Here is a 26,810-nt window from a genome sequence, read left to right as displayed (position 1 = left end):
AATTGAATTTGATATCTGTCAAAAAACAGAACTGATAAATTGTAATGAATAGCTTTGAAATTCTTTTCCGGTATATTGAAAAAAAATCATCCCTTAGCTTGAAGGAAGATGATAAGGTTCGCATTCAGGAAAAATTCAAGCCAAAAAAACTCCATAAAAAGCAGTATTTCCTACAAGAGGGAGATGTGTGTAAATACATGGGTTTTATAGTAAGCGGAGCCACAAGAATGTTTAGGGTTGACCAAAAAGGACATGAGCACGTCCTTAAACTTGCGGTCGAGGAATTTTGGACCGGAGATCATGAGAGTTTTAAGCAGCTCACCCCAAGCCCTTACTATGTAGAGGCTGTTGAAAATGTAAATATGTTGATGGTAAGCAACGCACAACTCGATCATTTGATCCATACAATACCCGCAATCGCAGCAATGATGAATGTCATTTATCCGGAGGCGGTTATCACAATTAACAAACGCATTCTGGCCGCTATTAGTTTAACTGCAGAAGAAAGGTATGACGACCTATGCAAGACTAATCCCGAATTCTTACATCGCTTTCCCCAGGGAATGATAGCCTCCTATCTTGGGGTTTCCGGTGAAACACTTAGCCGCTTAAAAAAGGTGTATCTAAAAGCCCAATAGGTTGCAAAAAAGTTACATCTTTTTTATTAATGGGCCGCTTAAATAAATGATCTTGCTTTATATATCAGGTTTAAGGCTTTCTGCGTCCAAAAATCCGTATAAGCCGGGAAGTCCGAAAGCTGTATGCATCGTCTTTCGGACTTCCCGGTTTTCAGACTATTTAATTTCCCTGTCTTCCGATTGCAATTCAACCATCCAGCCAGGATATTCTTTGGGTAACGCGCTTATTTCATCGATTTTTTTCAAATCGTCTGCAGATAGTTCGATCTTGGTTGAACGGATATTATCAAGCAATTGATCCGTTTTTTTTGCGCCGATAATAGTACTGGTAATTCCTTTTTGCAGGCGGACCCACGATAACGCGATCTGCGCGGCAGAAACATTATATTGCTTGCCAACTTCGGTGATAACATCGATGATGTCATAAGCCTTTTCTTTGTTAACAGGAGGGAAGTCAAATGTATCCCTGCGCGAATCGCCTGCTTTCTCGTTATTGCGGGTATATTTTCCTGACAGGAAACCACCTGCCAGCGGGCTCCATGGCATTACGGCCAAATTCTGATCGGCAGCCAATGGCAATATTTCACGTTCTATATCGCGGCTGCTTAATGAATAGTAGTATTGCGAGCCAACAAATTTGTTCCATCCATGTTTGCCGGCTATGCCAAGGGCTTTCATCACCATCCAGGCGGGCCAGTTGCATACGGCGATATAACGCACCTTACCTGTCAGTACAATATCGTTCAGGGCTCTCATCGTTTCTTCGACAGGGGTTTTAGGATCAACGCCATGAACGTATAAAACATCAATATGATCCAGCTGTAAACGTTGCAGACTTTCATCTACCGATTGAAAAATATGATAACGCGACAGACCCACGTTGTTTTTTCCCTCACCCATGCGCCTGCGTACTTTGGTAGCTATCACGAGATCATTACGATTAAGGCCGAGGTCTATGATAGACTGGCCTAATAGCCTCTCTGACTGGCCTGATGAATAAACATTGGCGGTATCGATAAAGTTGATACCAGAATCGACTACAGTTTTCATCAGGTCGTTTACTTCTTTTTGCTGCAAATTGCCAACCGCCTCCTGTATGCCTCCATTGCTTCCACCGAATGTCATGGTACCAAGACAGATCTCGGATACCACCAGGCCGGTGTTTCCTAAAAAATTATATTTCATAAGTGTTTTTGATTTATGTAATGTAAAGTTGAGGGTTTAGCAGGGGAGGAAATTTGACATTTGTATAAAAATATATCAGATAAATTTTGTAGCGAATAGCTTTTACCGATTTTCCAATTAATAATATTCAGGTGATTATAAATTGACAATTGTCAATAGGTGAGATATGAGCAATTGTTAAACTTGTGTCGGTTATCCTTCGGGCTGTATGAAAATGTATTGCAGGCGCCGGATGTACAGGCGAACCTTGCAAAGATAGATCGTCTATGTCAATGGTTACGGGCAGGCAATTGCCTGTATAAGACTATTTAAAATCGCGAATTTTTATAAAAGCTCATTTGTAAGTCAATTAATTATTGTGCTATGAATTTACAAATTACTGAAACCCGACCTGAAAAGGATAAAGTATTAGCCAGATATTTACAGGCTTTTACTAAATTTTCAGGTGACGGAGTAATCGATCTTGATAAGCGATTAAAGTATAAATTTGAGTATTTGTTGCATGACCTCGGGAGGGTGGTACGGATATTCAACGGCACAGTGCCCCCAAGCAGGCAGTCTATTTACACAATTGCCTTGATTAAGGAAGGCTCGGGTTTAAAGAATATCGGCCAACATGCTTTTCCGATACTTAATAATACCCTTTTTATAATTCCCGCCAGGGTTATTCAATCCAGCCGTTATGATACCTTGGCCTGCATAGGATTCCTGTTGCATTTTGACCTTGATTTTTTTTCTAAAACCGTATTTCCAAAAGAATCCATTATCAACCGAAAGATCTTCAGGACCATTTCCAAGCCTTATTTATATCTTAATAAGTCACAAGCCAAATCTGTATCCAGGATATTTGAGCAAATGATGAATGAAGCAGATGAAATAAAGAATGAAGACAAAGATATGCTGGCCGTTAAAATATTGGAACTGTTGATCCATTGTGACCGTTTGTTCTCTAAGACATCATTTATAGGCAATGAAATAGGATATCACCCCGTTATTCACAGGTTTTCAGAATTACTGGAATATAATTATAAAACACACAGGAGCGTACAATTTTATGCAAAGACACTCAACGTTCACCCTAATCATTTAAATTTCCTGCTTAAAAAACACAATGGGTTGAATGCAAAGCAATATATTAATAACAAGATCATTTCTGAATGTAAATACCTGTTATCTAATTCGAGTTTTATAATCAAAGAGATTGCCAATCACATGGGTTTTGACGACCCCAATAATTTTTCGACCTTCTTTCAGAAGTGCACCGGCCAAACGCCATTAAGTTATAGAGAATCATGTCCTTTATATAGGCCCCAGTCAGTTAGATTATCTGAAGTACTAAAAGTTCCGCTATAGTTCTTCTGCTAAAAGAATTGTAAAAAGAAACACCAAAGTTCGACGGCAGTTAGTCCATCGATACGGCAATTCATTGAACATTTTTAACCATTTAATGTAACCTCAATGGACATCAGCTTTTTCAATATATAAAAAAACAAAAGCCTCGATTCCGAATAGAAATCGAGAATCTTTGAAAAAAATGTGGTTCGGACTTTAAGTATAACAAATCATTTCTTTTATGATTTGAAGAGATTGGCAGATTTACCAGAATTGAAAATGGTTCAAATAGCGAGTTTTCTATGTCGTTGTTGAACAATCCTATATTTATCGAATCCCAAGATCATTATGTAAGCAACATATACGATCCTTAGAAAAATCGATTCGGCCTGAAATGAATTTTTCTTCTCACATATTGTAAAGCATCTGTTTCGACTATTTCCTGTATTGTTTAAAGAAGTGCGCCGATTGGACTTTGTAAAACACATAATTCTTTTTTTATCGATTATCGAATTGCATTCTAAAATGGTGTTCACGGGAATATTTATATCCAGGAAAATTCTTACGTCCAATCTACCTCCAGGTTTATTTTAATAGCTATTATTAACAAATTGATAATACTGCCTAAACCATGAATGCATAAACAGCATCCAATTTTGTGACCGGATTGCTTCCCCACAATTCAGAGGTGATGTTCAGTTACGGAAAGTCCGGTATAGCGTTGAAAATACATTGGGACACTTTCATTATGGAAGGGGATGATGACGATTTTTATAAGCTTTATTGTCATTATCACGATTACCTGATTTATTTGGGTAATCTGAAAGGAGCAACACTTGATAAATCAAAGGATTGCATTAATGACCTTTTCCTTTACGTATTCGAAAACCGGATACGGTTACAACACATACGGAATCATCATAACTACCTGGTAACAGCCTTTTTACGTAATCTCTTCCGAAAGCCACGCTTTAGTGCGGAAGAGAGCCTGGAGTTGCAGGACCTGCCTGAAATGCCGGCTTACCCTTCTGCAGAAGCTGAATATATTCAGCAAACAAGCCGGGAGCAAGCAACACAGATCCTGGATAGTTATATCAGCCAGTTATCTGACAGCCAAACAAAGATCGTATACCAAAAATTCTATCTCGGCCTTACTTACGAAGAAATAGCCGAGATAAACGACATCTCCATAAAAACGGCTTATAATACGATATACAACTCGGTCGAGCGGCTTAGAAAACTGATAGGCCAGGACTATGCCAGCGCACTTGCTGCAGCCATTTCTCTCTTTTCGCTTCTTTTTTTAATTTTTTTTCAAAAAGCATAGGTAAAATCTAAAGCTTCCTGCTCTATTGTCCAAAGCTTACCGCAAATGTTGGACAAAGATCTTGCGTATTTACTACATGAGGAGAGTTTCCTGAACTATTGTTTCGGACGAAACGATGATGATGTCAGATATTGGAACAAATGGTTGGCGGACCATCCTGAAGAAGAGATGCGAATTGAGGAACTCAGGAGAACGGTCATTATGCTGGGTAATGCATCGCATAAACGTCTGCGCGATAAACATTTTGAGGAGCTTCAGCAAAAAATAGCCGGATCAAACATAATTCCTTTAATAGCAAAGAAGAAAAGATCAATATGGAAACCGGTAATGGCAGCTGCATCTGTAATTATCGTGGTGTCTACCATTGCCGTACTTTTTCGCCAGGCCTCAAAACCTGTAAAAAGTAATACCATCGCTCAAAAAAATGATATCAGGCCGGGCAGCAATAAGGCCGTTCTCACATTGGCCAATGGCCAAAAAATCACTTTAACTGATTCCGTTAACGGGCAGATTGCTGTACAGGCTAATGTGAAAATCGCTAAAACGGCAAACGGTCAGATCGCTTATGAATTGCCGAACGGGGTAACAGACGATGATCTTGCGCCCGGATACAACACGATAGAAGCCCCTACCGGCGGACAATGGCAGGTTATCCTGCCCGATCAATCAAGGGTGTGGTTAAATGCTAAATCAAGCCTCACTTATCCAACTTATTTTACCGGGAACGAAAGGAAAGTTCAGCTTAAAGGGGAGGCCTATTTTGAGGTTGCCCATAATGCAAAAATGCCTTTTAAAGTAAGCAGCAGAGGGCAGACCGTTGAGGTGCTTGGAACCCATTTCGATATTATGGCCTATGACGACGACGAGATCATGAAAACGACGCTGCTGGAAGGCTCGGTAAAGATCTCCAATAACGGTTATTCGCGCATACTGATTCCGGGTGAACAGGCGCAGGTAAGTGACGCCGGTACAAAAGTAACTAATGATATTGACCTGGAAGATGTGATGGCTTGGAAAAACGGGTATTTCAAATTTAATGACAGCCTGGAAAATGTGATGCGGAAGATTTCCCGGTGGTATAATATAGATATAAAATATGCGAACAATGTGGATCCGTCTTTACGCTTTGGCGGAAAGATCTCCCGCTACAAGAACCTGTCTTCAGCCTTGAAGATTATGGAATTAACCGGAAATGTTCACTTTAAAATAGAAGGAAGGAGGGTGACCGTTATGCAATAAACCCAATTAGCAAACGGTAGCTCAAAAAAAGCCAGGGGTGCTTGGAACCACCACTGGCCTATGTTTGGGGCTTACCATTCCGCTCTCTAAACGGAAAAATAGTACATAAACAAGACTTCTTGAATAAACCCTAATAACAAATGTATAAAACTTTTTTACAAGTCACACGCGGTATTTCTTACCATGTCTTAAAAAAATGCCTGTTAATTATGAAACTCAGTATCATCATACTAACAATGGCCATCTGTCAGGTAAGCGCCAGTACCTATGCACAGAAGATTACGCTTAACAGAAGTAAAGCATCCCTGGTACAGGTGTTTGATGACATTCGTAATCAAACTGGCTATGATTTTTTTTATAACCTGAAACTAATTAAAAGTGCCAAACCCGTTACGGTTAATTTAAAGAACGCCGAACTGGAAGATGTACTTGCAGAGATCTTTAGCAATCAACCCTTAACGTATACCATTACTAAGGAAGACAAAGCTATCGTGGTTAAAGAACGGAAATCACCAATTCCGCCACGCAGGATCACCGGCAAAGTAACTGATGAAAAAGGGAGCCCGCTGGTTGGGGTTATTGTAAAGGGCAAAACGTTCAACGCGGCATCTTCAACCGATAAAGATGGAAACTTTGCAATCACCGTGCCCGATGAAAACGCGGTGCTGGTGTTCTCGTACGTGGGATATAAAACTATCGAGGTCCCTGCCGATCGCGGTACGCTTACCGTAACTATGCAGGAAGATGTTTCGGCGCTTAACGAGGTGGTGGTGGTAGGTTACGGTACGCAGAAACGTACCGACCTTACCGGGGCGCTGAGTTCTGTATCTAACGATAAGCTGGTAGCTACGCACTTCAACAACGCCGTGCAGGCACTGGCCGGTCAGCTACCGGGTGTAGACATCGTAACAAATAGTACTAAGCCTGGTGGGGGCTTCGATATCTCCATCCGCGGACAGAACACCATTAAATCGGGCACAGACTTAAGTGCCATCAATCCACCCCTTTATGTGTTGGATGGTATCTATGTCAACTCTATCAATGACATTGCGCCCACAGATATTGAGCGGATCGACGTATTGAAGGATGCTTCTTCAACGGCCATTTATGGTTCGCGCGGTGCAAATGGTGTAATCATTGTTACCACCAAAAAAGGAAAGCAAGGCAGAAATACTGTGGAATATACAGGCTCAGGCTCGATAAGCAATGCCATGAACCTGCCCCACTTTACCAATGCCGATGAGTGGGTACAATATCGTATAGACCGTAGCAAAGGACAAAACTATACCAACCCTAACTACCAGCCTGACCTGCAGCAGTTGCTGGGCCAGGCGGCATACAATAACTACCAGGCAGGCAAATCTATTAGCTGGCCGGATCAGATCTTGAAGACGGCCTACTCGCAATCGCATGCATTGAGCGTGAATGGCAGTGCAGAAAAGCTTACTTACAGCCTGGGCGCAGCAATCAATTCTGAAAATGGCGAAATTAGCGGCGACGGCTATACCCGCTATAACCTGAATGCATCGCTAAATAAGCAGATTAATAAAACATTTAAAATAGGGACTACCATCTATACAGCTTACGAAATCACTAAGCAAGCCAGCCCCGAAACCTTCAGAACCATTTATCGCCTCAATCCGTTGTCTGATAAGTATAATGCCGACGGGTCGCTTAAGTTCTATCCTGACGGAATAACAACTATCACCAACCCTTTTATAGAGGAGAAGAACAGGCATACGCAAACCAACAATACGCATACTTTTGGAAACGTATACCTTGAAGTGAAACCGCTGAGCTGGCTGAAGTTTACCACCACTTTTGCGCCCGACATCACGCATACAGAATATGGATCGTACATAGGGTCGATGACAAAAACCGGTGCAGGAGCGCTGGCTAATAGCAGTGCTCAATACCAGGCAGGACGCACGGTAAAATATACATGGGACAACTTGTTGCAAGCCGATAAAACCTGGGGTGATCATACTGTAAATTTCCTTTTGGGTTCGTCCTATTATAAATCATCCATCATGAATTCGGCCGAGGCGGCAAGAGCATTCCCTACCGATGCTTATGATTGGTATAACCTGGGAGCCGGAACAATGTCTTCCATGTCTACCGGTTATATACAAGAACAGCTGGATTCGTATTTTGGACGTCTCAACTACGACTATAAGGGACGCTACCTCTTAACCGCTACAGGGCGTACAGACGGTAGCTCTAAACTTGCGGAAGGGCACAAATGGGCATTCTTCCCTTCAGCAGCCGCTGCCTGGAGAATCTCTGAAGAGGAGTTTTTGAAAGACAAAACCCCGCTTTCTAATTTGAAATTGCGCTTTAGCTATGGTGTATCGGGCAATAATGGCGTGTCGCCTTATAGCAGTTATCCAACAGTAGCCAATGCCAGGTACCTTTTTGGCACCTCAAATGTGGTGAACACATCGTCTATAACGCGCTTTGCAAATAAAAACCTGACCTGGGAGCGAACTAACGAGTTTAACCTTGGTTTAGACTTTGAACTCTTCAAAGGAAGGATCGGCGGAACGATCGACATATACAACCGCCGCACCAACGGCGTTATTATGAACAGGGTGATGTCTGTACTTAATGGGTTTACCAGCCTGACAGACAATGTGGGCTCTGTTAGCAACAAGGGTATTGAAATTGGCCTAAACACCGTCAACATTAAAACCGATAATTTCTCATGGAATACATCGCTCAACTTTGCGTCCAATAGCAATAAAATTGTAAGCCTTTCTGATGGTTCGAGCCGCGATGAGGCCAACGGCTGGTTTGTGGGACAACCTGTAGGTGTTGTATGGACCTATGACCAGGTTGGTTATTGGGGTGAAAACGAGGCTGCAGAAGCGAAAAAATACGGACTGGCACCAGGTAGTATCAAAGTGCGCGATATTGATAACAGCGGCACCATAAACAATGCCGACAAGGTATTTAAAGGATCGCTTTTCCCTAAATGGACAGGAGGTATCACCAATACTTTTACTTATAAAAATGTTGATTTGGCATTTACGGTGACCACCCGCCAGGGACAATATTCATATTCGCAGTTCCATGGATCGTACTCGCTGGAGGACAACGAGAATTTCAATGTGCTGAAGCTCAACTACTGGACCCCACAAAACACCAGTGGTACCTGGGTGCGCCCGGGCGTACCTTCGGGCCCGATGGAAGTGTTATATTATCAGAAGACTTCGTACGTAAGGGTAGGTTACATCAATGCTGGCTACAACCTGCCTAAGAGCCTGACAGGCAAATTAGGGCTTAGCAAGTTGCGCGTATTCGCCTCATGTCAAAACCCCTTCATCTTTACAGATTATGTAGGCTGGGACCCGGAAAATGCAGGCAAGGACACGCAAACCTATGGATATACGATGACACGTAAGTTTATGTTCGGACTCAATTTAGCGTTTTAATTCATTAAGGATCACGCACATTATGTTATTAATCATGAAAAAGATATTCAATTGTATATTAGCAATTTGCTTGCTGGTATTCGCTCAGTCGTGCAGCCTGGAAGAAGTTAACCCCTCGTCGGTGACGAGTGACAAGTATTTCGTCACTCAAAACTCGTATGAGGAGCTGGTGAACGAAACGTACAGATACCTGCGCCCATTGTTGCAAAACACTTCGCATATGTGGTACGGTACAGATATGTATGATCGTACAGGGGTGGTAGATGACACCCAATTGCCAATTAACGATTACACCACATTTACGGGCAACGAAAGCCAGGGCTGGTGGACCGACAACTACAACCTGATTAGCAAGGCTAATACAGCCCTAACGCGCGGAGCTACTATAAAAGATAATATAGACCCGAAAGTATACGTCACCCGCACTGGCGAACTGCTGGCCCTGCGTGCTTATGCCTATTTTAACCTTGTGGAGACTTTTGGAGGCGTGCCGCTGATTACCAGCGAGGTAACCCAGGCTACCTACAATTTTACCCGCTCGTCTGAAGAAGATGTGTACAAACAAATTGTGGCCGACCTTAATCAAGCCCTTACCCAGTTGCCGGCCGACCCAAGCGACTATGGACGCGTAGCCCAAGCCATGGCCCAGCACCTGCTTGGCAAGGTGTTGCTTACACGCAGCTATAAATCGTATGCGCAATCGGCCGATTTGGCAAATGCCGTTAGCAATCTGCAAGGCGCTATGAACAAATCAACGCTCAGCACATGGGATGCTCTCTTCGGCGACCAATACTCGGCTGGTGGCAATAAAGAAGTCATCTTTGCGGTCCGCTATTCCATCACCGATGCGAACAACAAAACCGGCAACAACCTTTATCAGCAGTTCAAGTTCTGGACCGACAGGTTTCCGGGTGGAGCGCTGGCAGCACCGTACTGGCGGCAGGATGCTTCTTATCAGCCTTCTTCTTACCTTTTCAACCTCTATGCTGCTACTGATTACCGGGCGTCTGAGCGGTTTTTACAAAGGCACATCGTGGCTGCCGCCAATGCAACAGGACCTAATGGCGCAATTAAAGCAGGCGATAACGTGATCTACCTGCCCCGCGTGGCGATGAGCGCAAGCGATATTACCGCCTATCTGGCAGCTAACAAACCCACGTATTATGTGGTGAATCCAGATCAGTATCATCAGTTTTTTGGATCAAACACTATTTATCCTATCATCTGGAAGTTTTATGACCCTACGGTAGTAGTTTATACCAACTCTGGTGTAGACCCGCAAGGCCACCGTGATACGTACATCTTCCGTCGTGCCGAAACCATGATGTTACTGGCCGAAGCATATGTTAAACAAGGACAAGGAGGGTTAGCTACCGGATTGATCAATGACCTGCGCACACGGGCCAAGCTGAGCGGAAATGACCTGCTTACCGGAAGTGCCACATTAACGGATGTGCTCGACGAATCGGCCCGCGAACTTTTTGGCGAATCAAACCGGTGGATGGATTTGAAGCGTACCGGAACTTTGCTTACCCGCGCAGCGCAATACAATGCTTTCACCGCTCACAATCACCCTGCCACCATTGATACTAAGTATCTGTTACGCCCAATTCCGGTAACGGAAATTGTACGCAGCCCTACTTTAACACAGAATCCTGGCTATCCAAGTAAATAATTGTAGAACCACTTTAATCATCAATCTATATGTATAAAAATATTCGCACCGCATTTGCAGTACTGGCCATGATCAGCACCGGCAATATGGTATCTGCACAACAAAAAATAGATAAAGACCATGTTAACCCCTGGATTAAGCCGCTGGGCGCATTGCCTCCCATTGCCAGCCTTACCAAAGGCGAATGGTTGAAAGGTGACCTGCACGTTCACTCCAGCTACAGTTCTGAGGGTGGCTACAACCCTCAGCGTCACCCTATTTCAAAAATTAAAGCTTTTGCCAAATCTGTTGGCTTTGGTTTTATTGGCATTACAGATCATGATAACCATGTTTTAGGTAATACAGCGAACAATACCTGGGCAGATACCGCCTTTAAATCGGATAACTCTTTGTTAATGCTTTACGGTGCCGAGTGGACTACCACCCGCGGCCATGGCAATACCTTCTCTGCCAAACCTTACGATCACCAGAAATTTTACGACGTGCGCGATCAGCGTGATGCGGATATCGCTAAAGTGAAGAAAGAGCTGGGTATCCACCTGTCGGCCAACCACCCCGCCGGTCCGAAAGACCATTTCGGTTTCTCGTACGACCTTGTTGATGTCATGGAGGTTTGGAACTCTTGCCTGTGGACTAAAAACGCCAACTCAAACCTCATTTGGGAAGACATGCTGGCTTCGGGCCGCAAAATCACCGGCCGTGGTGGTAGCGATGTCCACTCGCCAAGCGATGTTAACTACATTGGCACCCCAACTACCTGGGTGTTTGCGGCCGAACATACTTCACAGGCTGTGGTAGATGCATTATTAAACGGTCGTGTTTCGATAAGCGCAAATCCTTACGCACCACGTGTAGAGTTTTATGCTGATATCAACGAAGATGGTAAAATGGATATGATGATGGGAGATAACGCAAAATCTACCGGTAAGCCAATTAAATTCCGTGTTGAGCTTAAAGGAAACGTAAAAACAGATAGCACTTATACGGTGAATGTAATTAAAGACGGCCGTAAGTTTGGCAGCTATAAAATGCCGGGCAGCAACCCTGTAGTTGAGTTTACCGATACGCCAAAATTAGTTGAGCGTATGTACTATCGCCTTATTATTGAAGGACCTTCTACCGATTACCCGCAGGTACCCCGTTCTGCCGCTGTTAGCGGTAATATGGTTGCCCTGTCAAACCCGATCTACTTCAACTTTGATCCGAAGTTTTAAGCTGCACTTTAATTGAAGAGCATAGATACTTGTGATCAGCCCTTCTGACATTTGCACCTGTATATATTTAAAGTCAAAGGTCAAATAATGTAAAAGGCCCCTGTTTTATAGGGGCCTTTTACGTTATGATTCAATAAATTTTCTACATATGCTTGTAAAGCGGGAACTGGTATCAGGCTAAATAACTGGAGGAACAAAAAAAGATGAAAGGACATCGTTACCCGTTTCTTTACATATTCGACAAGGAGAAGTATGAAAACCACGGAAAGAAATGACTGTTTTGGTGGTTTAATTGCCTCAAATCTATAAGAATGTTATTAATACAACATGAACGGTAACGTACCTCCTTATAGGCCGCGGCTTTGAACCCGAAATTGCACGGGTTAAAACATTACCATGCACCCGTATGCTGGCAGGATCGATGGATTATATACCACCGGCGGCTAAAAACGATGCATTCAAAAAAGACAGCTCTGCGGAGGTGGTGAACGGCCATAGCAACCATAACGCTACACGGGAACATTTTTGAGCATGTTATGCATCCTAAAAAAAGCCCTGATGTAGCCAGCGTAACCGACACATTTCAGACTTACCGCGATATAAACTTTAATAAGCTTGCAGGTTCATCCTTTAGCTCATCAAGCTGCCCTTTGTGAAGTTTAATTTGTAAACTGTTCATCATCAAAGAAAAATTAAAAGCAAATGGCGGAATAGAACCAAATAAAGTTGCAGGTACTTATTAAAAGAGATCCGGAAAGTAACATGGGTAGTGAGTGTCCTTATTTAATTGTTCTAAATACATTAATTTGGTTCCGATATCGATTGCGTATAAAAGTGCTTTTCAAGCCAGGAGGTCATTTGGTTGCTACCATAGTTCGCTTTTAATTTCGCTATAAATATTCTCTTTTAACATATCCAGGTAGTTATTTTAGTTTAGACTTTTGAATGTCTAAACTATTTTCAATATTTTTTAATAATTGTTGTTTTGACAATAAAAATTTTTAAATTTAGCTTTCTATAAATAGCCCAACCTATTTAATTATAAACCAGTTAAGACCAATTCATGGAGATTTTGAACGATTCTCATATTCTTGAGCAATTAAAATTAGGGAACAAGGAGGCCTTCGAAGCAGTATTTAAAAAATACTACAAGTTGCTTAATGTATCGGCTTTTTACATTTTACAAGATGAAATGGAAGCTGAAGATACTGTTCAGGGTTTTTTTGTTGATCTTTGGGAAAGGCAATTGTATACCAACATTAATTCGTCATTAAAAGCTTATTTAACTACCGCAATCCGTAACAGGTGCCTGAAAAAAGTTGAAAGCGAAACGCGAACTCAAAAAAGATTAGTTGATTATAAATACACACTTACTGAAATAGAGGAGGAGGAAGCACCTGTACCGGAAATTTATCCGGAAAAAATACTGGCTGATCTGTCGATACAAAGGATGCAGGCTTTTACCCTGGTACATTATGAACATAAAAAGTATAAAGATGCAGCTGTTGAAATGGGTATTAGCATAAACTCTTTAAAAACTCATTTAAAGCTGGCAATAAAAACTTTAAAAGAAGGGTTAAAAAGTGCCAAATAAGTTCACCCTTTTTATCCATAAAGAGGTCTTAAAATAATGACATACAATAAAGCGTATTTTCAGGAATTGATAATTGAGCAAATTGCGGGCACGATAAGTGAGGAAGAAAGCCATTTGCTTAATGAGGCTATACAAAATGATTCCCAGGTAAAACAACTTTGGGACGAAATGCAACAGACATTAAATTCACATAAAGCTCAGACTTTCTTTAATAATATTGATGAAAACAAGGCCTGGGATAAAATTGAGCCCGAAATAAAACGGATAAAGTCTATCAACCCCAGACGTAAAGACGTTTGGAAATGGCTTTCGGTAGCAGCTTTATTATGTATTGCTTTTACTGTAGGATATTTTTGGCGGCAAATACCTGTTAATAATTCCGTTGTCGCTAAAAAGGATTTTAAAGCACCTGCCATTGAACTCCGGATGGCAAACGGGCAGCAGATCGACCTGTCTGATACAAGCAAAAAGGTGATCAACATACCGTTTGCGCATTTAAATAAGGGCGCCAACGGGCTAAGCTATCAGGTGGATAATAACAAAAGCGAAGAGTGGAGTACACTTGTTATTCCTTCAAAATTAAATTACCAGATTGTACTTTCGGATGGTACCCAGGTTTGGTTAAATTCGGTGTCAAGTCTCCGCTTCCCATTTTCCTTTTTAGGCAAAACCAGGGAAGTTTATTTAACAGGAGAGGCTTTTTTTAAAGTCGCAAAGAATGCAGCCCATCCATTTATTGTACATACCGGCCAAACAGATGTAAAGGTTTTAGGCACAGAGTTTAACGTAAATACTTACCAGGCCAATGAAACAGTAACTTCTTTGGTTGAAGGATCGGTATCAACAAATGGCAGGGACAAACAAAAAATGCTTTTGCAGCCAGGTTACCAGGCTGTTTATAAATCGGGTTCCGGATTCCGGGCTCAACCGTTTGATCCCACTGTTGAACTGGCCTGGATGAATGATATTTATTATTTCCATGATACCAAACTGCACGATATAAGCGATGTACTGCTGCGCTGGTTTGATGTAAAAGTAGTTTTTGACGATCCTGCGAAAGCTGATGAAGCGATTAGCGGAGCTATTCAAAAAAATAAACCAATTGATGTTTTTATTCAAAATATTAAAGCATCGGCCGGAGTCACGGCCGTTTTAAAGGAGGGGGTTTTACACATACGGTAAAACATGCATATCTAAGTTAAATCACAGCTTGCTTTCGATACTATTTTAATGCTTATTCTTTAAAGCATATGGAAATCCTTTGTCATCATTAATTGAAATGTGTTTACGGTAACATGTTGAATTATTGGTAATTATATATGAGCGATTTTTATTGTAATAAAAAAAATACAATTTTTCTTATTTCCATTCACCCGTTTTCATCAGGATCAGGTCTTAGAGAAAACCAAATCATAAACCCAATAATATGGATAGAATTTTATTCAGCCGGCGGCTTATACTGCCCTTTATTTTTCTTTTATTGGTAACCCGGTATAGTGCCGTGCAGGCACAGAGTACGGGGCCAGTAACACTCAAAAAGGTTAATATCAGCTTAGCCGATGTATTTAAGTCAATCAAAAAGCAAACAGGCCTGACTGTTTTTTACAGCAACAATCTCTTGAATGATAAAGAACTTGTTACCGTAGACTTTAAAAATGCCGAGTTGAAAGAGGTGTTCAGTGTTCTTTTAAAAGGAAAAAACCTGAACTATGTAGTGCGTGATCAGCTCATCGTTATCGAAAAAAGCGAACCCGCGACAGTTGTGAGTCCACCCAAAAAAGAACCTGCGGGGGCTGTCGTCCCCAAAAAGGTACAAGGTGTTGTTACTGATGATAAGGGCCTTACTTTACCAGGTGTAAGTGTTAAGGTTAAGGGAACCACAAACGGCACACAATCAGATATAGACGGAAAGTACACCCTTAATTTAAAAGAGGGGAGTTCAATTATCGTATTTTCATTTGTTGGATCAAAATCTCAGGAGTTTGCACTTTCAAATTACCCCTTATCTGCCGCAGGCGTTTACAAAATTGACGTACAAATGGGCGCAGATAAAAACGCTCTTGAAGAAGTTGCCGTTGTTGCCTACGGTACGCAGAAAAAGACAAGCCTTGTTAGCTCCATTACTACTGTAAACCCTAAGCAGTTAAAAGGGCCGTCAAGTAACCTTACTACTATGCTTGCAGGTGTTGTGCCCGGCATGATCTCCTATCAGCGAAGCGGTGAACCGGGTGCTGATAATGCCCAGTTCTTCATCAGGGGTGTAGGCACTTTTGGCGCGGGTAAGGTTGACCCCTTGATATTGATCGATGGTATCGAATCGGGCACTACCGACCTGGCAAGGCTTCAGCCGGATGACATATCGGGTTTTTCGGTACTGAAAGATGCTACTGCTTCATCATTATATGGTGCAAGGGGGGCAAACGGCGTAATATTGGTAACCACTAAACGCGGTGATATAGGTGCCGTAAAATTTAATATCCGCGGTGAAAATTCAACCTCATCAAACATTAAAAACATTGATCTGGCAGATAATATTACCTACATGACACTGGCCAATGAGGCGGTACTTACGCGTAACCCGCTTGGTGCTTTGCCTTACTCGCAAAATAAAATAGATCATACAGCTAAAGGCGATGATCCGCTGCTTTATCCTAATAATAACTGGATCAAACAGTTGGTAAAAAATAAAACCAGTAATCAGAGGTTCAATATGAATGCCAGCGGCGGGTCGGAAAAAGCTAAGTATTATTTGGCTATGACCTACAATATCGATAATGGTAACCTGGCCGAGAACAGCCTGAACAATTTCAGCAATAACATTAAGCTGCAATCGTACTCTATTTTATCAAACACCACTTTAAACCTTACTAAAACCACCGAGGCAGTAGTAAGCTTAAAGGGCCAGTTTGATAGTTATCACGGGCCAATTGGCGGCGGGGGCTTTACTTTTCTGAACGCTTTGTGGAGTAACCCGGTGGCTTTTCCGGCCATTTATCCCGGTAACTTACTGCCATATGTAAACCACCCGCTTTTTGGTAATGCTATTATCCCGAGTGGTGGATTATATGTAAATCCTTACGCACAATCCTTATCGGGTTTTCAAAGCTCAAATACCAGTACCTTAACAGCGCAATTAAACTTAAGTCAAAAGCTTGATTTTATTACCCAGGGCCTGTCGGCACGTGCAATGGCGTACACAACACGTTATTCATACTTCACGGTTTCACGTCAGTATAGCCCGTATTATTACCAGTCGAACGTACTTAACGGGCAGTTCAATGGTTTAACATTGCTTAACGATGGATCATCGGGCAGTATAGGGGCCACACCAACCGAGTATTTAACCTACAATCAAAACCCGGCGGCAAATGTCTCCAATTCAATCACCTATATTGAAACAGCAGTAAATTACAACCGCACGTTTGCGCAAAAGCACGCCGTTAGCGGGTTGTTGATAGGTACCATGCGTAATTACCTCACTGGTAACGCGCCTACACTTCAGCTATCATTGCCTTCACGTAACCAGGGCGTATCGGGCAGGTTTACTTATGGTTATGATAACCGCTACCTGCTTGAGTTTAACTTCGGTTATAACGGTTCGGAGCGTTTTGCAAGCAATCACCGTTTTGGTTTTTTCCCATCTGTAGGTGCCGGTTGGGTGGTATCAAATGAAAAGTTTTTTGAACCATTGCTGTCAACTATTGATAACCTTAAATTCAGGTTTACCTACGGTTTAGTAGGTAATGATCAGATCGGTTCGCCTACCGACCGTTTTTTCTATCTGTCAGATGTTAATTTAAATAATGGCTCTAATGGCCAGTTTGGCACCAATTACATCTATAGCCGGCCGGGCGTAGTTACCTACCGTTATGAAAACCAAAATATTACCTGGGAGCAATCAAGGCAAACCAATTTAGGTATGGATTTAACGGTAGCCAAAAACTTTACACTAACCGTAGATGCCTACCAGCAAAAGCGCGATAATATCCTGATGGTGCGCAGCACCATACCAACTTCAATGGGTTTGCAAGCTGATATCTCTTCAAATGCAGGTAAATCATCCAGCAAGGGTGTTGATATTGCCATGGATTATAAGAAGAGCTTTAACAATTCATTTTGGATCCAATCGCGTGGTACGCTTACTTATTCAAAAAGTAAACTGCTTAAAAATGAAGAGCCAGTTTACAGCGATAATTTAAAATACCTGAGCAAAGTTGGTAACTCGTTAAGCCAGATCTACGGTCTTATTGCCGAGCGGCTATTCATTGACGATAAAGATGTTGCCAACTCGCCGGTACAAAGCTTTGGTGATTATAAAGCAGGTGATATTAAATACCGCGATATGAATGGCGATGGTAAAATATCCAGCTCAGACGTTGTGCCGATAGGGTATCCGCTTGTACCTGAAATTATTTATGGTTTCGGCTTTTCTGTAGGGTATAAAAATTTTGATATCAGCGCATTCTTCCAGGGATCGGCGCGCTCATCTTTTGTTATCAATTCGGCAGATATTTCACCTTTTTACCTGGTAAACGGTTTGCAGCTTAACGGTCTTAATTCCGGTAACCAAAGCGGGTTATTAAATTCTATAGCCAATGATCACTGGTCTGAAGATAACCGTAATCCCTATGCATTTTGGCCGCGCCTGAGTACCCAGATCCAGGGTAACAATACTCAAACATCAACATGGTGGTTGCGTAACGGTTCATTCATACGTCTTAAATCGGCTGAGTTGGGGTACAATTTCAACAAAAGCCAGCTTAAGGGCCTCCATTTAAACAGTGCGCGTATTTATCTGAACGGTTTAAATCTGTTAACCTTAAGCAGCTTCAAACTCTGGGACCCGGAGATGGGATCGTCAGGATTGGGTTATCCCATTCAAAAAGTGTTTAACGTGGGCTTAAGGGTAGAATTTTAAAAGCTTTCAAATCAGTTATATGAAAAGTAATTTTATACAAAAAATTAAGCATGCATTATTAAGCCGCACACCCAAAGGGAATATCACCCTGTTGCTGGTGGCCTTAATAATGATTGTGCCGGTATCATCCTGCAAAAAATCGTTCCTGGATGTTGTTCCTGATAACGTATCAACAATAGCCAATGCTTTTGTTTCAAAAACAGAGGCAGAGAAATACCTGTTTACCTGCTACTCATACCTGCCAACAGAAACGGACCCTACGTACAACGTTGGCCTTACTGCCAGCGATGAGGTTTGGGTAGAAGACCCGGCTAATCACATCCGGTCAACAAATGTTTTACAGTTACCGAGAGGGTTCCAAAACTCTTCAGACCCAATTGCCAACTACATGAATGGCACCAGGGATGCGGCAGCAAATTACAAAGCTATACGCGACTGTAATGTTTTTATTGAAAATGTAAGCGACCAGACCAAAGTGCGCGACCTGGATATCGACACGCGTGAACGTTGGATAGCCGAAGCCCAATTTTTAAAAGCTTTTTATCATTTCCAGCTGTTCAGAGCTTACGGGCCGATACCTATTATCGATAAAAACCTGCCTATCGATGCTCCTATTGATGAAATCAGGGTAAAACGTCGCCCGGTTGATGAAGTAGTGAGTTATATAGCAGGATTATATGATCAGGCAGCGGCAAAATTACCTTTAACAATCCGCAATGAGGGAAGTGAGTTGGGACGTGTTACCAAAGCTGCTGCTTTAAGCATGAAAGCTAAATTATTAGTAACCGCCGCAAGTCCGCTTTTTAATGGCAATCCTGATTACAGTTCATTTAAAAATAAAGATGGAGAGCAGCTGTTTAACCCGGCTTTTAGTGCCGAAAAATGGCAGCATGCGGCCGATGCATGCAAAGAGGCCATAGATTTTTGTGAATCTCAGAGCATTCACCTGTACACGTTTCCTACGCCAACCAATCCGCTTAGCCAAACTACCATGACGCAAATGAGCATCAGGAACGCGATGAGCGAGAAATGGAACGATGAATTGATATGGGGCCTCACTGCAGATAACAACATCAACTATAACTCTTTTTTCCAGTCGATGTGTGCAGGGCAGTATGATTTTAACAACGCCGATGCCGCAAAATCAGCAAACCGTCCGCTGCTTGGCCCTACAATAAAGATGGCCAAAATGTTCTATACTAAAAACGGTGTACCTATTAATGAAGATAAAACGCTTGATTTTAGCAATATAGCAGAGTTGCGGGTTGGTAAACATGAGGAGCGCTTTAATATTAAAGAAGGTGAAACAACTGCAAGGCTCAATTTTGACAGGGAACCCCGCTATTATGCGGATCTTGGATTTGACCGGGGTGTGTGGTATATGGCCAACAGCCCAACCAAAACTGACGAAGATACCTGGTGGATGAAAGCCCGTGGTGCCGAAGTAGGGCAATCGTCACCTATACCCATTGCCGGTTTTTACATGAAAAAAGCATTGAATTGGCATTATGAATGGGCAACTGTTACCTATACCAATTATCCATGGCCAGAAATGCGCCTGTCTGATCTGTACCTGCTTTATTCAGAGGCATTAAACGAGGCACAGGGACCTGTGGCTGATGTGTATACCTATGTAAATCGTATAAGGGCGAGGGCCGGTTTACCTACTGTCCAGGAGTCGTGGTCAAATTACAGCATCAACCCAACCAAGTATACCACTAAAGATGGTATGCGCTCCATAATTCAGCGTGAGCGTGCTCTTGAACTTTGCTTTGAAGGGCACCGCTATTGGGATTTGGTTCGCTGGAAAGCCGCAGGTGTTGAACTTAACGGAAACGTAACAGGATGGTCTATTAGTGAAAACTCGCCTGAATTATACTACCGTGAGCGGTCGATTTATTCAAGGCATTTTGTGATCCCGCGCGATTATTTATGGCCAATACAGGAGAGCGACCTGCTGGTTAATCAAAACCTGGTGCAAAACCCCAACTGGTAAATGCATAGCAATAATATGTTCAACACTAAAAGCATTAACATGGAAACAAGGAAATTACAAGCCGCTTTCTGTATCTGGTTATTAATGATAATAATGGCAGGCTGCAAGCAGGAATCACTTAATAAACCAACTATAACTAATAATAACGCTCCCGGGGTTGTTAGCAACGTGCAGGTGCAAAACCTGAATGGTCAGGCTACTTTAACCTATTCGCTTCCCGGTGACAATGATCTTTTTTATGTAAAAGCTGTTTATGAAACTTCACCGGGTAAAACACGCGAAGTAATAGCATCACACTACACCAATAATCTAACTGTCGACGGCTTTGGCGATACGCTGGCACACGTGGTAAAACTATATGCGGTTAACTCCAGCGAAAAGGCTTCGGCACCGGTTTCAGTTACCGTAAATCCTTTAACTCCTCCTTATTTGCTCGCATTCCGGTCGCTCAAGGTAACTGCTACTTTCGGTGGTTTTAATGTTACTTGTGATAATGAGGCTAAAGACAATTTAGCCATTGTACCAATGGTTGACACCGCCAATAACGGCTTATATGTACAGCCAAAGGGAATGGATAATATTTACAGCAACAGTGTTTTGATAAAGGCAGCAGTAAGGGGCCAACCGGCTGTTGAACGGAAGTATGCATTTTTTGTAAGGGACAGGTTTTTAAATAAATCGGATACTTTATTTTTAAAACTTACACCGTTTTACGAGGAACAGTTTTCAAAATCAGATTGGTCAGTTTATGTATTGCCTGGTGATGCTACCAACCTGTATTCATATACCGATGTAACCAAGATCTTTGACGGAAACTTTACCGGCGGTTGGCCAAATTGCCTGTTTACAGTTGAGAGCGCAGGCAGTCCGCAAATGGTAACTTTTGATCTTGGCAAGCAAAGAGTATTAAGCCGGTTTATTCTAAACCCGTTCCTTGAAGTTGGTAACGTATATTATGTAAGGGGAAATTTACGGGATTTCGAGATATGGGGATCTAATGCACCAAACGTGAACGGCGCGCTGGATGCTTCGTGGACAAAGTTAGTAACCTGTAATGTTGTAAAACCATCCGGATCACCATCGGGTACTGAGACTGCTGCCGATTATAACTACGCACACGATGGCTGGGCATATGATTTCCCGGCAAGTACTAATGGGTACAGGTATATCAGGATCAGAAGCCTGCGCAACTGGACAGGATCATACTTTATGAGTATCAGTGAGTTTACCTTATTCGGGAAGTAGTAAATGTGCAGAAGCTTTCTTTCAATTTAATTTCAATTATGAAACCATATAAAATCATATCATACTATCTGTTAATGTTAACGGCCTTCGTTATGAGCGCCTGTACTAAAATGGATGACTATAAAAAGAAATATGAGCCCAACGGGCCTATCATATATCCTGGCAAACTGGATTCAGTACAGGTGTTTTCGGGCAGGAACCGGGTTTTGCTGACCGGCCTGTTTACATCTGATCCTAAAATTGTAAAATACCGGGTGTATTGGAACAGTAAGCAGGATTCGATAGAGACGCCTGTAACTCGTACATCAGGAGTTGATACGGCAAAATTGTTTATACCCAATTTACCTGAAGGGATCATGACCTTCGAGATCCGTACTTACGACAATGAAGGGCACGTATCTATACCGGTTACGCTGGCGGGTAATGTGTATGGCAGCTTATATCAAAGCTCGCTTATTAACCGGGGTATTGCCAAAGCTGAGTTGCAAACAGATGGCTCGGCATTAATTAACTGGGCCGATGTAAATGCTGATGACGGATTGCTCTCCATGCAGATCAAATATACCGATGTTACAAACAAACAGCATGATACATTGATCGCCTCGTTGCCCACAGCGTTAAGCACATCACTGCCCAGGTTTAAGGCAGGTAGCGTGATCAGCTATCGTACCGCATTTAAACCAAATAAAACAGCTATTGATACCTTTTATGCAGATTACCAGGATCATAGTGTTAAGGCTGATGTTACCAGTATTTATCTGTCAAATACAGGCCCTTTTCAAAGAGATAGTTTTGATGGAAGATGGGGAACACTTGCTGCTCCTTGGATAACCAACGCCGCTGCTAAAAATAAAGATGGTGGTACAAATGGGGGCTACAGTTCTGATGGAGGCGGCACCATTAACTGGGAAACATGGAATAATACGCCCGTTGTAAATGGGATAGTATACCAGGCTACATCTTCGCCGCTGCCTGCCGGGAATTATATAGTTTCATTTGATTCGTATTCGGAGGTTCAGTCAAATTCATCTGTTTATTGTGTGGCAGCTGCCGGAGGGAGTGGTATCCCGGTACTTGCCAACTTATCTACCGCTTTAGGATCTGTAAACATGTTTAACGGGGCAAGTGTAGGTGGCACAAGTCCAAATTCAAGAGAAGTAAAAACCTTCACTTTTACACTGGCAACGCCACAGGTGGTATCAATCGGATTCTTAGGAAACATTGTCGGGAATGGAAATCCGGGCAGTTATTTTACCGTGTTCAATATTAAATTGTTCAAGAATTAAGAAGCTGTCCAAAAACAAAAAGAAAACGTCATTGCGAGGAACTATCAAAGCGCAATCCTGAAAAAAATGTAATGATAAATAGGAAATAATATTGATAGTCAATTACTTGTAATTGTCTTATTATAAGGCACGAAGCAATCCCCAATTATGCAGAGCGGTACTGCTAATCGAGGGATTGCTTCGTGCCTCCTATGTTTGCGTTTATAAATTTTATGAGTGAAAAGAATGAGAGCACGTCGTACCTAAATGAGTAAGGTGAGGATTGAGTTATTCTCTATTCTCATTTTTCTATAATTCTTACTTTAGTAAGGGTATTTACAAGATTCTGCAAAAAATTAGAAATGGAAAGAAGAGTAAGTAATGAATTATTAAGCAAAGTTACGCTTATAGCTGCTGAAGCGTGGCAAGGAACTACGGCATAAACACAATCCCACACACGGCCTTCCGTTTATTCCGTTCCTCCTTGCACTTGATTGCTATAAGCGTGCATGGGCATCATAATTCATTTATTCCATTAAGAATATGCGCCAAAAGTGCGCCAAAGCACCTTCAAAACAACCTTGATTTACGAAACAGACAGAAAAGAACGAATCAATCGATTAAACAAGAAATTAACAGTTAATTATGTAAAACCTGCATTTTTAGCTTCTGATAGCAGTTTCAAGGCATAAAAAAAGCTCCTTAGAGATTTTCTAAGAAGCTTTTAAGCGTGGTACCAACTGGGATCGAACCAGTGACACAAGGATTTTCAGTCCTTTGCTCTACCATCTGAGCTATGGTACCAAACCGTTCCCGTGATTGGGGAGTGCAAATGTAGCCTTTTTTTTATGTTTGGAAACTTTTTTTTGAAAAAAGTTTGATTCTGCGCGGCTGTTTTAAATAAGTGTACAGGTAATCAGCCAATTAATTTTCAAATGTTTTTTCAATCTCAAAACATTTCGCGCTTTAAACAATTCATTTAACTTTGAATAAATTACTATGCACGCATAATGATTGCACAGCTTATATTTATTATCATCCTGGCGGCCGCAGTTTATCTCTTCAGTAAAAATGTGGCTAAAATAAGGCGCAATATTTTATTGGGTAAGGATACTGACCGTAACGACCAGCCCGCCCTGCGGTGGAAGACAATGGCTAAAATTGCCTTGGGGCAAACCAAAATGGTTAAACGTCCCGTGGCGGCGGTGATGCACTTTTTTATTTATGTGGGCTTTATCATCATTAATCTCGAAGTGCTTGAGATCATGATTGATGGCATCTTTGGCTCGCACCGTATCTTTTCGCAGCCGCTTGGCGGTTTGTATGGTTTCCTGATAGGGGCTTTCGAGGTGCTGGCGGTACTGGTGCTTACTGCATGTATTGTTTTCCTGTGCAGGCGCAATGTTGTGCATCTGAAACGGTTTTCAGGTACGGAGATGACCCAATGGCCAAAATCTGATGCTAACTATATCCTTATTACCGAGATATTGCTCATGACGGCTTTCCTGACCATGAACGCAGCCGATTATAAATTACAGCTATTGCATTTTGGCCATTATGTTACTGCTGGAAGCTTCCCGATGAGTTCATTGCTGGGGCCGTTGTTGCCCGATAGCGCTTCAGCATTGGTGATTACTGAGCGGGTTTGCTGGTGGTTCCATATTGTGGGGATCTTGTGTTTTTTAAATTACCTGCCATATTCAAAACATTTTCATATCCTGCTGGCTTTCCCCAATACATATTACTCCAACCTGAACCCTAAAGGTAAATTTACCAATATGGCGTCGGTTACCAACGAGGTAAAGGCGATGCTTGATCCCTCGTTCGTGCCCGAAAATACCGGCGAGCCGGCCCGCTTCGGTGCTAAGGACGTAACCGACCTTACCTGGAAAAACCTTATGGAGGCCTATACCTGTACCGAGTGCGGCAGGTGTACTTCGGTTTGCCCGGCAAATATTACGGGAAAACTGCTGTCGCCCCGTAAAATCATGATGGATACCCGCGACCGCATTACCGAGATTGGTAATAACATTGATAAGCATGGCAAAGACCACCAGGATGATAAATCGCTGCTTGATAACTACATTACCCGCGAAGAGCTTTGGGCTTGTACCAGTTGTAATGCTTGTGTGGAGGCCTGCCCGGTAAATATCAATCCGCTGGAGATCATTACCGAAATGCGCCGTTACATTGTGATGGAAGAATCGCAGGCCCCAGCAAGTTTAAACAATATGTTTGGCAATGTAGAAAACAATGGGGCCCCCTGGAAATACAGCCAGGCCGACAGGTTTAACTGGGCAGAAGAATAAATAGTTTGCAGCGGGCAGTTTTAAGTTTGCAGTTGCCTGTATTTGACGATTTACTGATCATGGTATGTGAAGCGTCAAATCATAAGTAATACCCATGAGCATCGGTTAAAATAAATCCGAAATGGAAAATCCGAAATCCGAAATAAAGATACCTACCATGGCCGAGATGGCTGCACAGGGCAAGGAACCCGAAATATTGTTTTGGGTTGGTTGTGCCGGCAGTTTTGATGAGCGTGCCCGCAAAATTACCCGTGATATATGCAGGATCCTGCAGCATGTTGGCATTAGCTACGCCGTTTTAGGTACTGAAGAAAACTGCACCGGCGACCCGGCCAAGCGGGCAGGCAATGAATTCCTGTTCCAGATGCAGGCTATGATGAACATCCAGGTGCTGGATGGCTATAATATCAAAAAAATAGTTACCGGTTGTCCGCATTGTTTTAATACCATAAAAAACGAATATCCGGGGCTGGGCGGCAATTACGAGGTGATCCACCATACGCAACTCATCCAGCAGTTAATTGATGACGGTAAATTGAAAGCCGAAGGTGGCGAAAGCTTTAAGGGGAAAAGGATCACTTATCATGACCCCTGCTATTTAGGTCGTGGAAATGGTGTTTACGAAGCCCCTCGCGCGGCGTTAGAGATCCTGGATACAGAGCTGGTGGAAATGAAGCGCTGCAAATCAAACGGCTTGTGCTGCGGTGCAGGCGGCGCACAAATGTTTAAGGAACCCGAGCCTGGTAAAAAAGACATTAACATGGAGCGTATTGCTGATGTTATTGAGGCCAAAGCGCAGGTGGTAGCCGCGGCGTGCCCCTTTTGCATGACCATGCTTACCGATGGCGTGAAAAATCAAGATAAGGAACAGGAGATTCAGGTATTGGATATTGCCGAGATTACGGTTAGGGCTAACGGTTTATAAACTTTTCATCCTGAAATAATTCAGCGCGTTCTTCAGGCTGTCAAACCTGGCAACGTTCATATTATGTACCGGTAAGTCAAGTGTTGTGGCCATCGAATCGAGATTACCTTCCGGGTCTTCATAGGTTTGTACAATGATATCATCGGCCTGGGTGCTGAATTTGAGCATGCCCGTGGTATCGCTGTTTATGTAATCAACGTTAGTTAGGCGGTGCAGGTTAAAGGAAAAATACTCCTGTTTGCCCTGTTGATAAGTTTTCCTTAAACGTAAAAAATAATCGCCGGTAAGGCTTATCTCCCACTTTTTGAGGTTGATATCAGGCGCGGGGCTAAATGAACTGATAAGGCATTTATTGCTCCAGTTTAGCCATTCCTGCTCACTCATTTCGACTTTAAAACCGTAATTTAGCGCAATAAGGGCAAAAAATGCTGTAATGAGTACTGTTTTTCCAATTGATGGCAGAATTGATATTTTCATGACAACAAAATGTAACCCGAAGTTAATAAATTGATAT

At 42.4% G+C, this 26,810-nt stretch carries 18 protein-coding genes and 1 tRNA gene; 16 read left to right on the top strand and 3 right to left on the bottom strand.

Features of this window, described 5'->3' with window-relative positions:
- Positions 1-44: 44 nt before the first annotated feature.
- Positions 45-638, top strand: a complete 594-nt coding sequence (locus ACFFGT_RS15010; RefSeq protein ID WP_377023348.1) for a Crp/Fnr family transcriptional regulator — start codon at positions 45-47, stop codon at positions 636-638.
- A gap of 156 nt (positions 639-794) precedes the next feature.
- Here ACFFGT_RS15010 and ACFFGT_RS15005 read toward each other — a convergent pair whose 3' ends face one another.
- On the bottom strand, positions 795-1,823 hold the full coding sequence (locus ACFFGT_RS15005) for an aldo/keto reductase (RefSeq protein WP_377023347.1): 1,029 nt from the start codon (positions 1,821-1,823) through the stop codon (positions 795-797).
- A 363-nt stretch (positions 1,824-2,186) separates the two neighbouring features.
- On the opposite strand from ACFFGT_RS15005, the gene ACFFGT_RS15000 reads away from it, so the two are divergent.
- From ACFFGT_RS15000 to ACFFGT_RS14940, 13 genes are all read left to right on the top strand, one after another.
- Positions 2,187-3,176, top strand: a complete 990-nt coding sequence (locus ACFFGT_RS15000; RefSeq protein WP_377023346.1) for a helix-turn-helix domain-containing protein — start codon at positions 2,187-2,189, stop codon at positions 3,174-3,176.
- A 727-nt stretch (positions 3,177-3,903) separates the two neighbouring features.
- Complete coding sequence (locus ACFFGT_RS14995; protein ID WP_377023345.1) at positions 3,904-4,482, top strand: RNA polymerase sigma factor; 579 nt, start codon at positions 3,904-3,906, stop codon at positions 4,480-4,482.
- Between the two features lie 45 nt (positions 4,483-4,527).
- Positions 4,528-5,721, top strand: coding sequence for a FecR family protein (locus ACFFGT_RS14990; RefSeq protein ID WP_377023344.1), 1,194 nt, complete (start codon positions 4,528-4,530; stop codon positions 5,719-5,721).
- Between the two features lie 209 nt (positions 5,722-5,930).
- Positions 5,931-9,155 (top strand): TonB-dependent receptor, encoded by a 3,225-nt coding sequence (locus ACFFGT_RS14985; RefSeq protein WP_377023343.1) that lies wholly within the window; start codon positions 5,931-5,933, stop codon positions 9,153-9,155.
- A gap of 34 nt (positions 9,156-9,189) precedes the next feature.
- The gene (locus tag ACFFGT_RS14980) at positions 9,190-10,830 is read left to right on the top strand and encodes a RagB/SusD family nutrient uptake outer membrane protein (RefSeq protein ID WP_377023342.1); all 1,641 of its coding nucleotides are present in this window, start codon (positions 9,190-9,192) and stop codon (positions 10,828-10,830) included.
- Between the two features lie 29 nt (positions 10,831-10,859).
- Complete coding sequence (locus ACFFGT_RS14975; RefSeq protein WP_377023341.1) at positions 10,860-12,044, top strand: CehA/McbA family metallohydrolase; 1,185 nt, start codon at positions 10,860-10,862, stop codon at positions 12,042-12,044.
- A 406-nt stretch (positions 12,045-12,450) separates the two neighbouring features.
- On the top strand, positions 12,451-12,573 hold the full coding sequence (locus ACFFGT_RS14970) for a hypothetical protein (protein ID WP_377023340.1): 123 nt from the start codon (positions 12,451-12,453) through the stop codon (positions 12,571-12,573).
- Positions 12,574-13,107: 534 nt separating this feature from the next.
- A complete protein-coding gene (locus ACFFGT_RS14965; protein WP_377023339.1) occupies positions 13,108-13,638 on the top strand; it encodes a sigma-70 family RNA polymerase sigma factor in 531 nt (176 codons plus the stop codon).
- Between the two features lie 36 nt (positions 13,639-13,674).
- Entirely contained in the window at positions 13,675-14,820 is a 1,146-nt protein-coding gene (locus ACFFGT_RS14960) for a FecR family protein (RefSeq protein ID WP_377023338.1), read from the top strand.
- A 244-nt stretch (positions 14,821-15,064) separates the two neighbouring features.
- Positions 15,065-18,556: a TonB-dependent receptor gene (locus ACFFGT_RS14955; RefSeq protein ID WP_377023337.1), complete on the top strand. Its 3,492-nt coding sequence runs from the start codon at positions 15,065-15,067 to the stop codon at positions 18,554-18,556.
- 19 nt (positions 18,557-18,575) lie between these two features.
- Entirely contained in the window at positions 18,576-20,552 is a 1,977-nt protein-coding gene (locus ACFFGT_RS14950) for a RagB/SusD family nutrient uptake outer membrane protein (RefSeq protein WP_377023336.1), read from the top strand.
- Positions 20,553-20,591: 39 nt separating this feature from the next.
- Positions 20,592-21,797 carry a DUF5000 domain-containing lipoprotein gene (locus ACFFGT_RS14945; protein ID WP_377023335.1) on the top strand — a complete coding sequence of 402 codons (1,206 nt, stop codon included), beginning with the start codon at positions 20,592-20,594 and terminating at the stop codon, positions 21,795-21,797.
- Between the two features lie 38 nt (positions 21,798-21,835).
- Positions 21,836-23,083 carry a DUF4998 domain-containing protein gene (locus tag ACFFGT_RS14940; RefSeq protein ID WP_377023334.1) on the top strand — a complete coding sequence of 416 codons (1,248 nt, stop codon included), beginning with the start codon at positions 21,836-21,838 and terminating at the stop codon, positions 23,081-23,083.
- A gap of 710 nt (positions 23,084-23,793) precedes the next feature.
- Here the strand turns inward: ACFFGT_RS14940 and ACFFGT_RS14935 are convergent.
- Positions 23,794-23,866: transfer RNA gene (locus ACFFGT_RS14935), tRNA-Phe, on the bottom strand.
- A gap of 206 nt (positions 23,867-24,072) precedes the next feature.
- Here ACFFGT_RS14935 and ACFFGT_RS14930 point away from each other — a divergent pair.
- Together ACFFGT_RS14930 and ACFFGT_RS14925 are read left to right on the top strand one after the other, a co-directional pair.
- Entirely contained in the window at positions 24,073-25,371 is a 1,299-nt protein-coding gene (locus ACFFGT_RS14930) for a 4Fe-4S dicluster domain-containing protein (RefSeq protein ID WP_377023333.1), read from the top strand.
- Between the two features lie 121 nt (positions 25,372-25,492).
- Positions 25,493-26,296: a (Fe-S)-binding protein gene (locus tag ACFFGT_RS14925; protein WP_377023332.1), complete on the top strand. Its 804-nt coding sequence runs from the start codon at positions 25,493-25,495 to the stop codon at positions 26,294-26,296.
- On the opposite strand, the gene ACFFGT_RS14920 is transcribed toward ACFFGT_RS14925, so the two are convergent.
- Entirely contained in the window at positions 26,291-26,773 is a 483-nt protein-coding gene (locus ACFFGT_RS14920) for a hypothetical protein (protein ID WP_377023331.1), read from the bottom strand. The two genes, ACFFGT_RS14925 and ACFFGT_RS14920, sit on opposite strands and share 6 nt — an antisense overlap.
- Between the last annotated feature and the right edge of the window lie 37 nt (positions 26,774-26,810).

The organism is Mucilaginibacter angelicae (assembly GCF_042434235.1).
GTDB classification, from domain to species: domain Bacteria; phylum Bacteroidota; class Bacteroidia; order Sphingobacteriales; family Sphingobacteriaceae; genus Mucilaginibacter; species Mucilaginibacter angelicae.
Note: the sequence above shows the minus strand (reverse complement) of the source record. Positions and strands in the feature narration are given on the sequence as shown.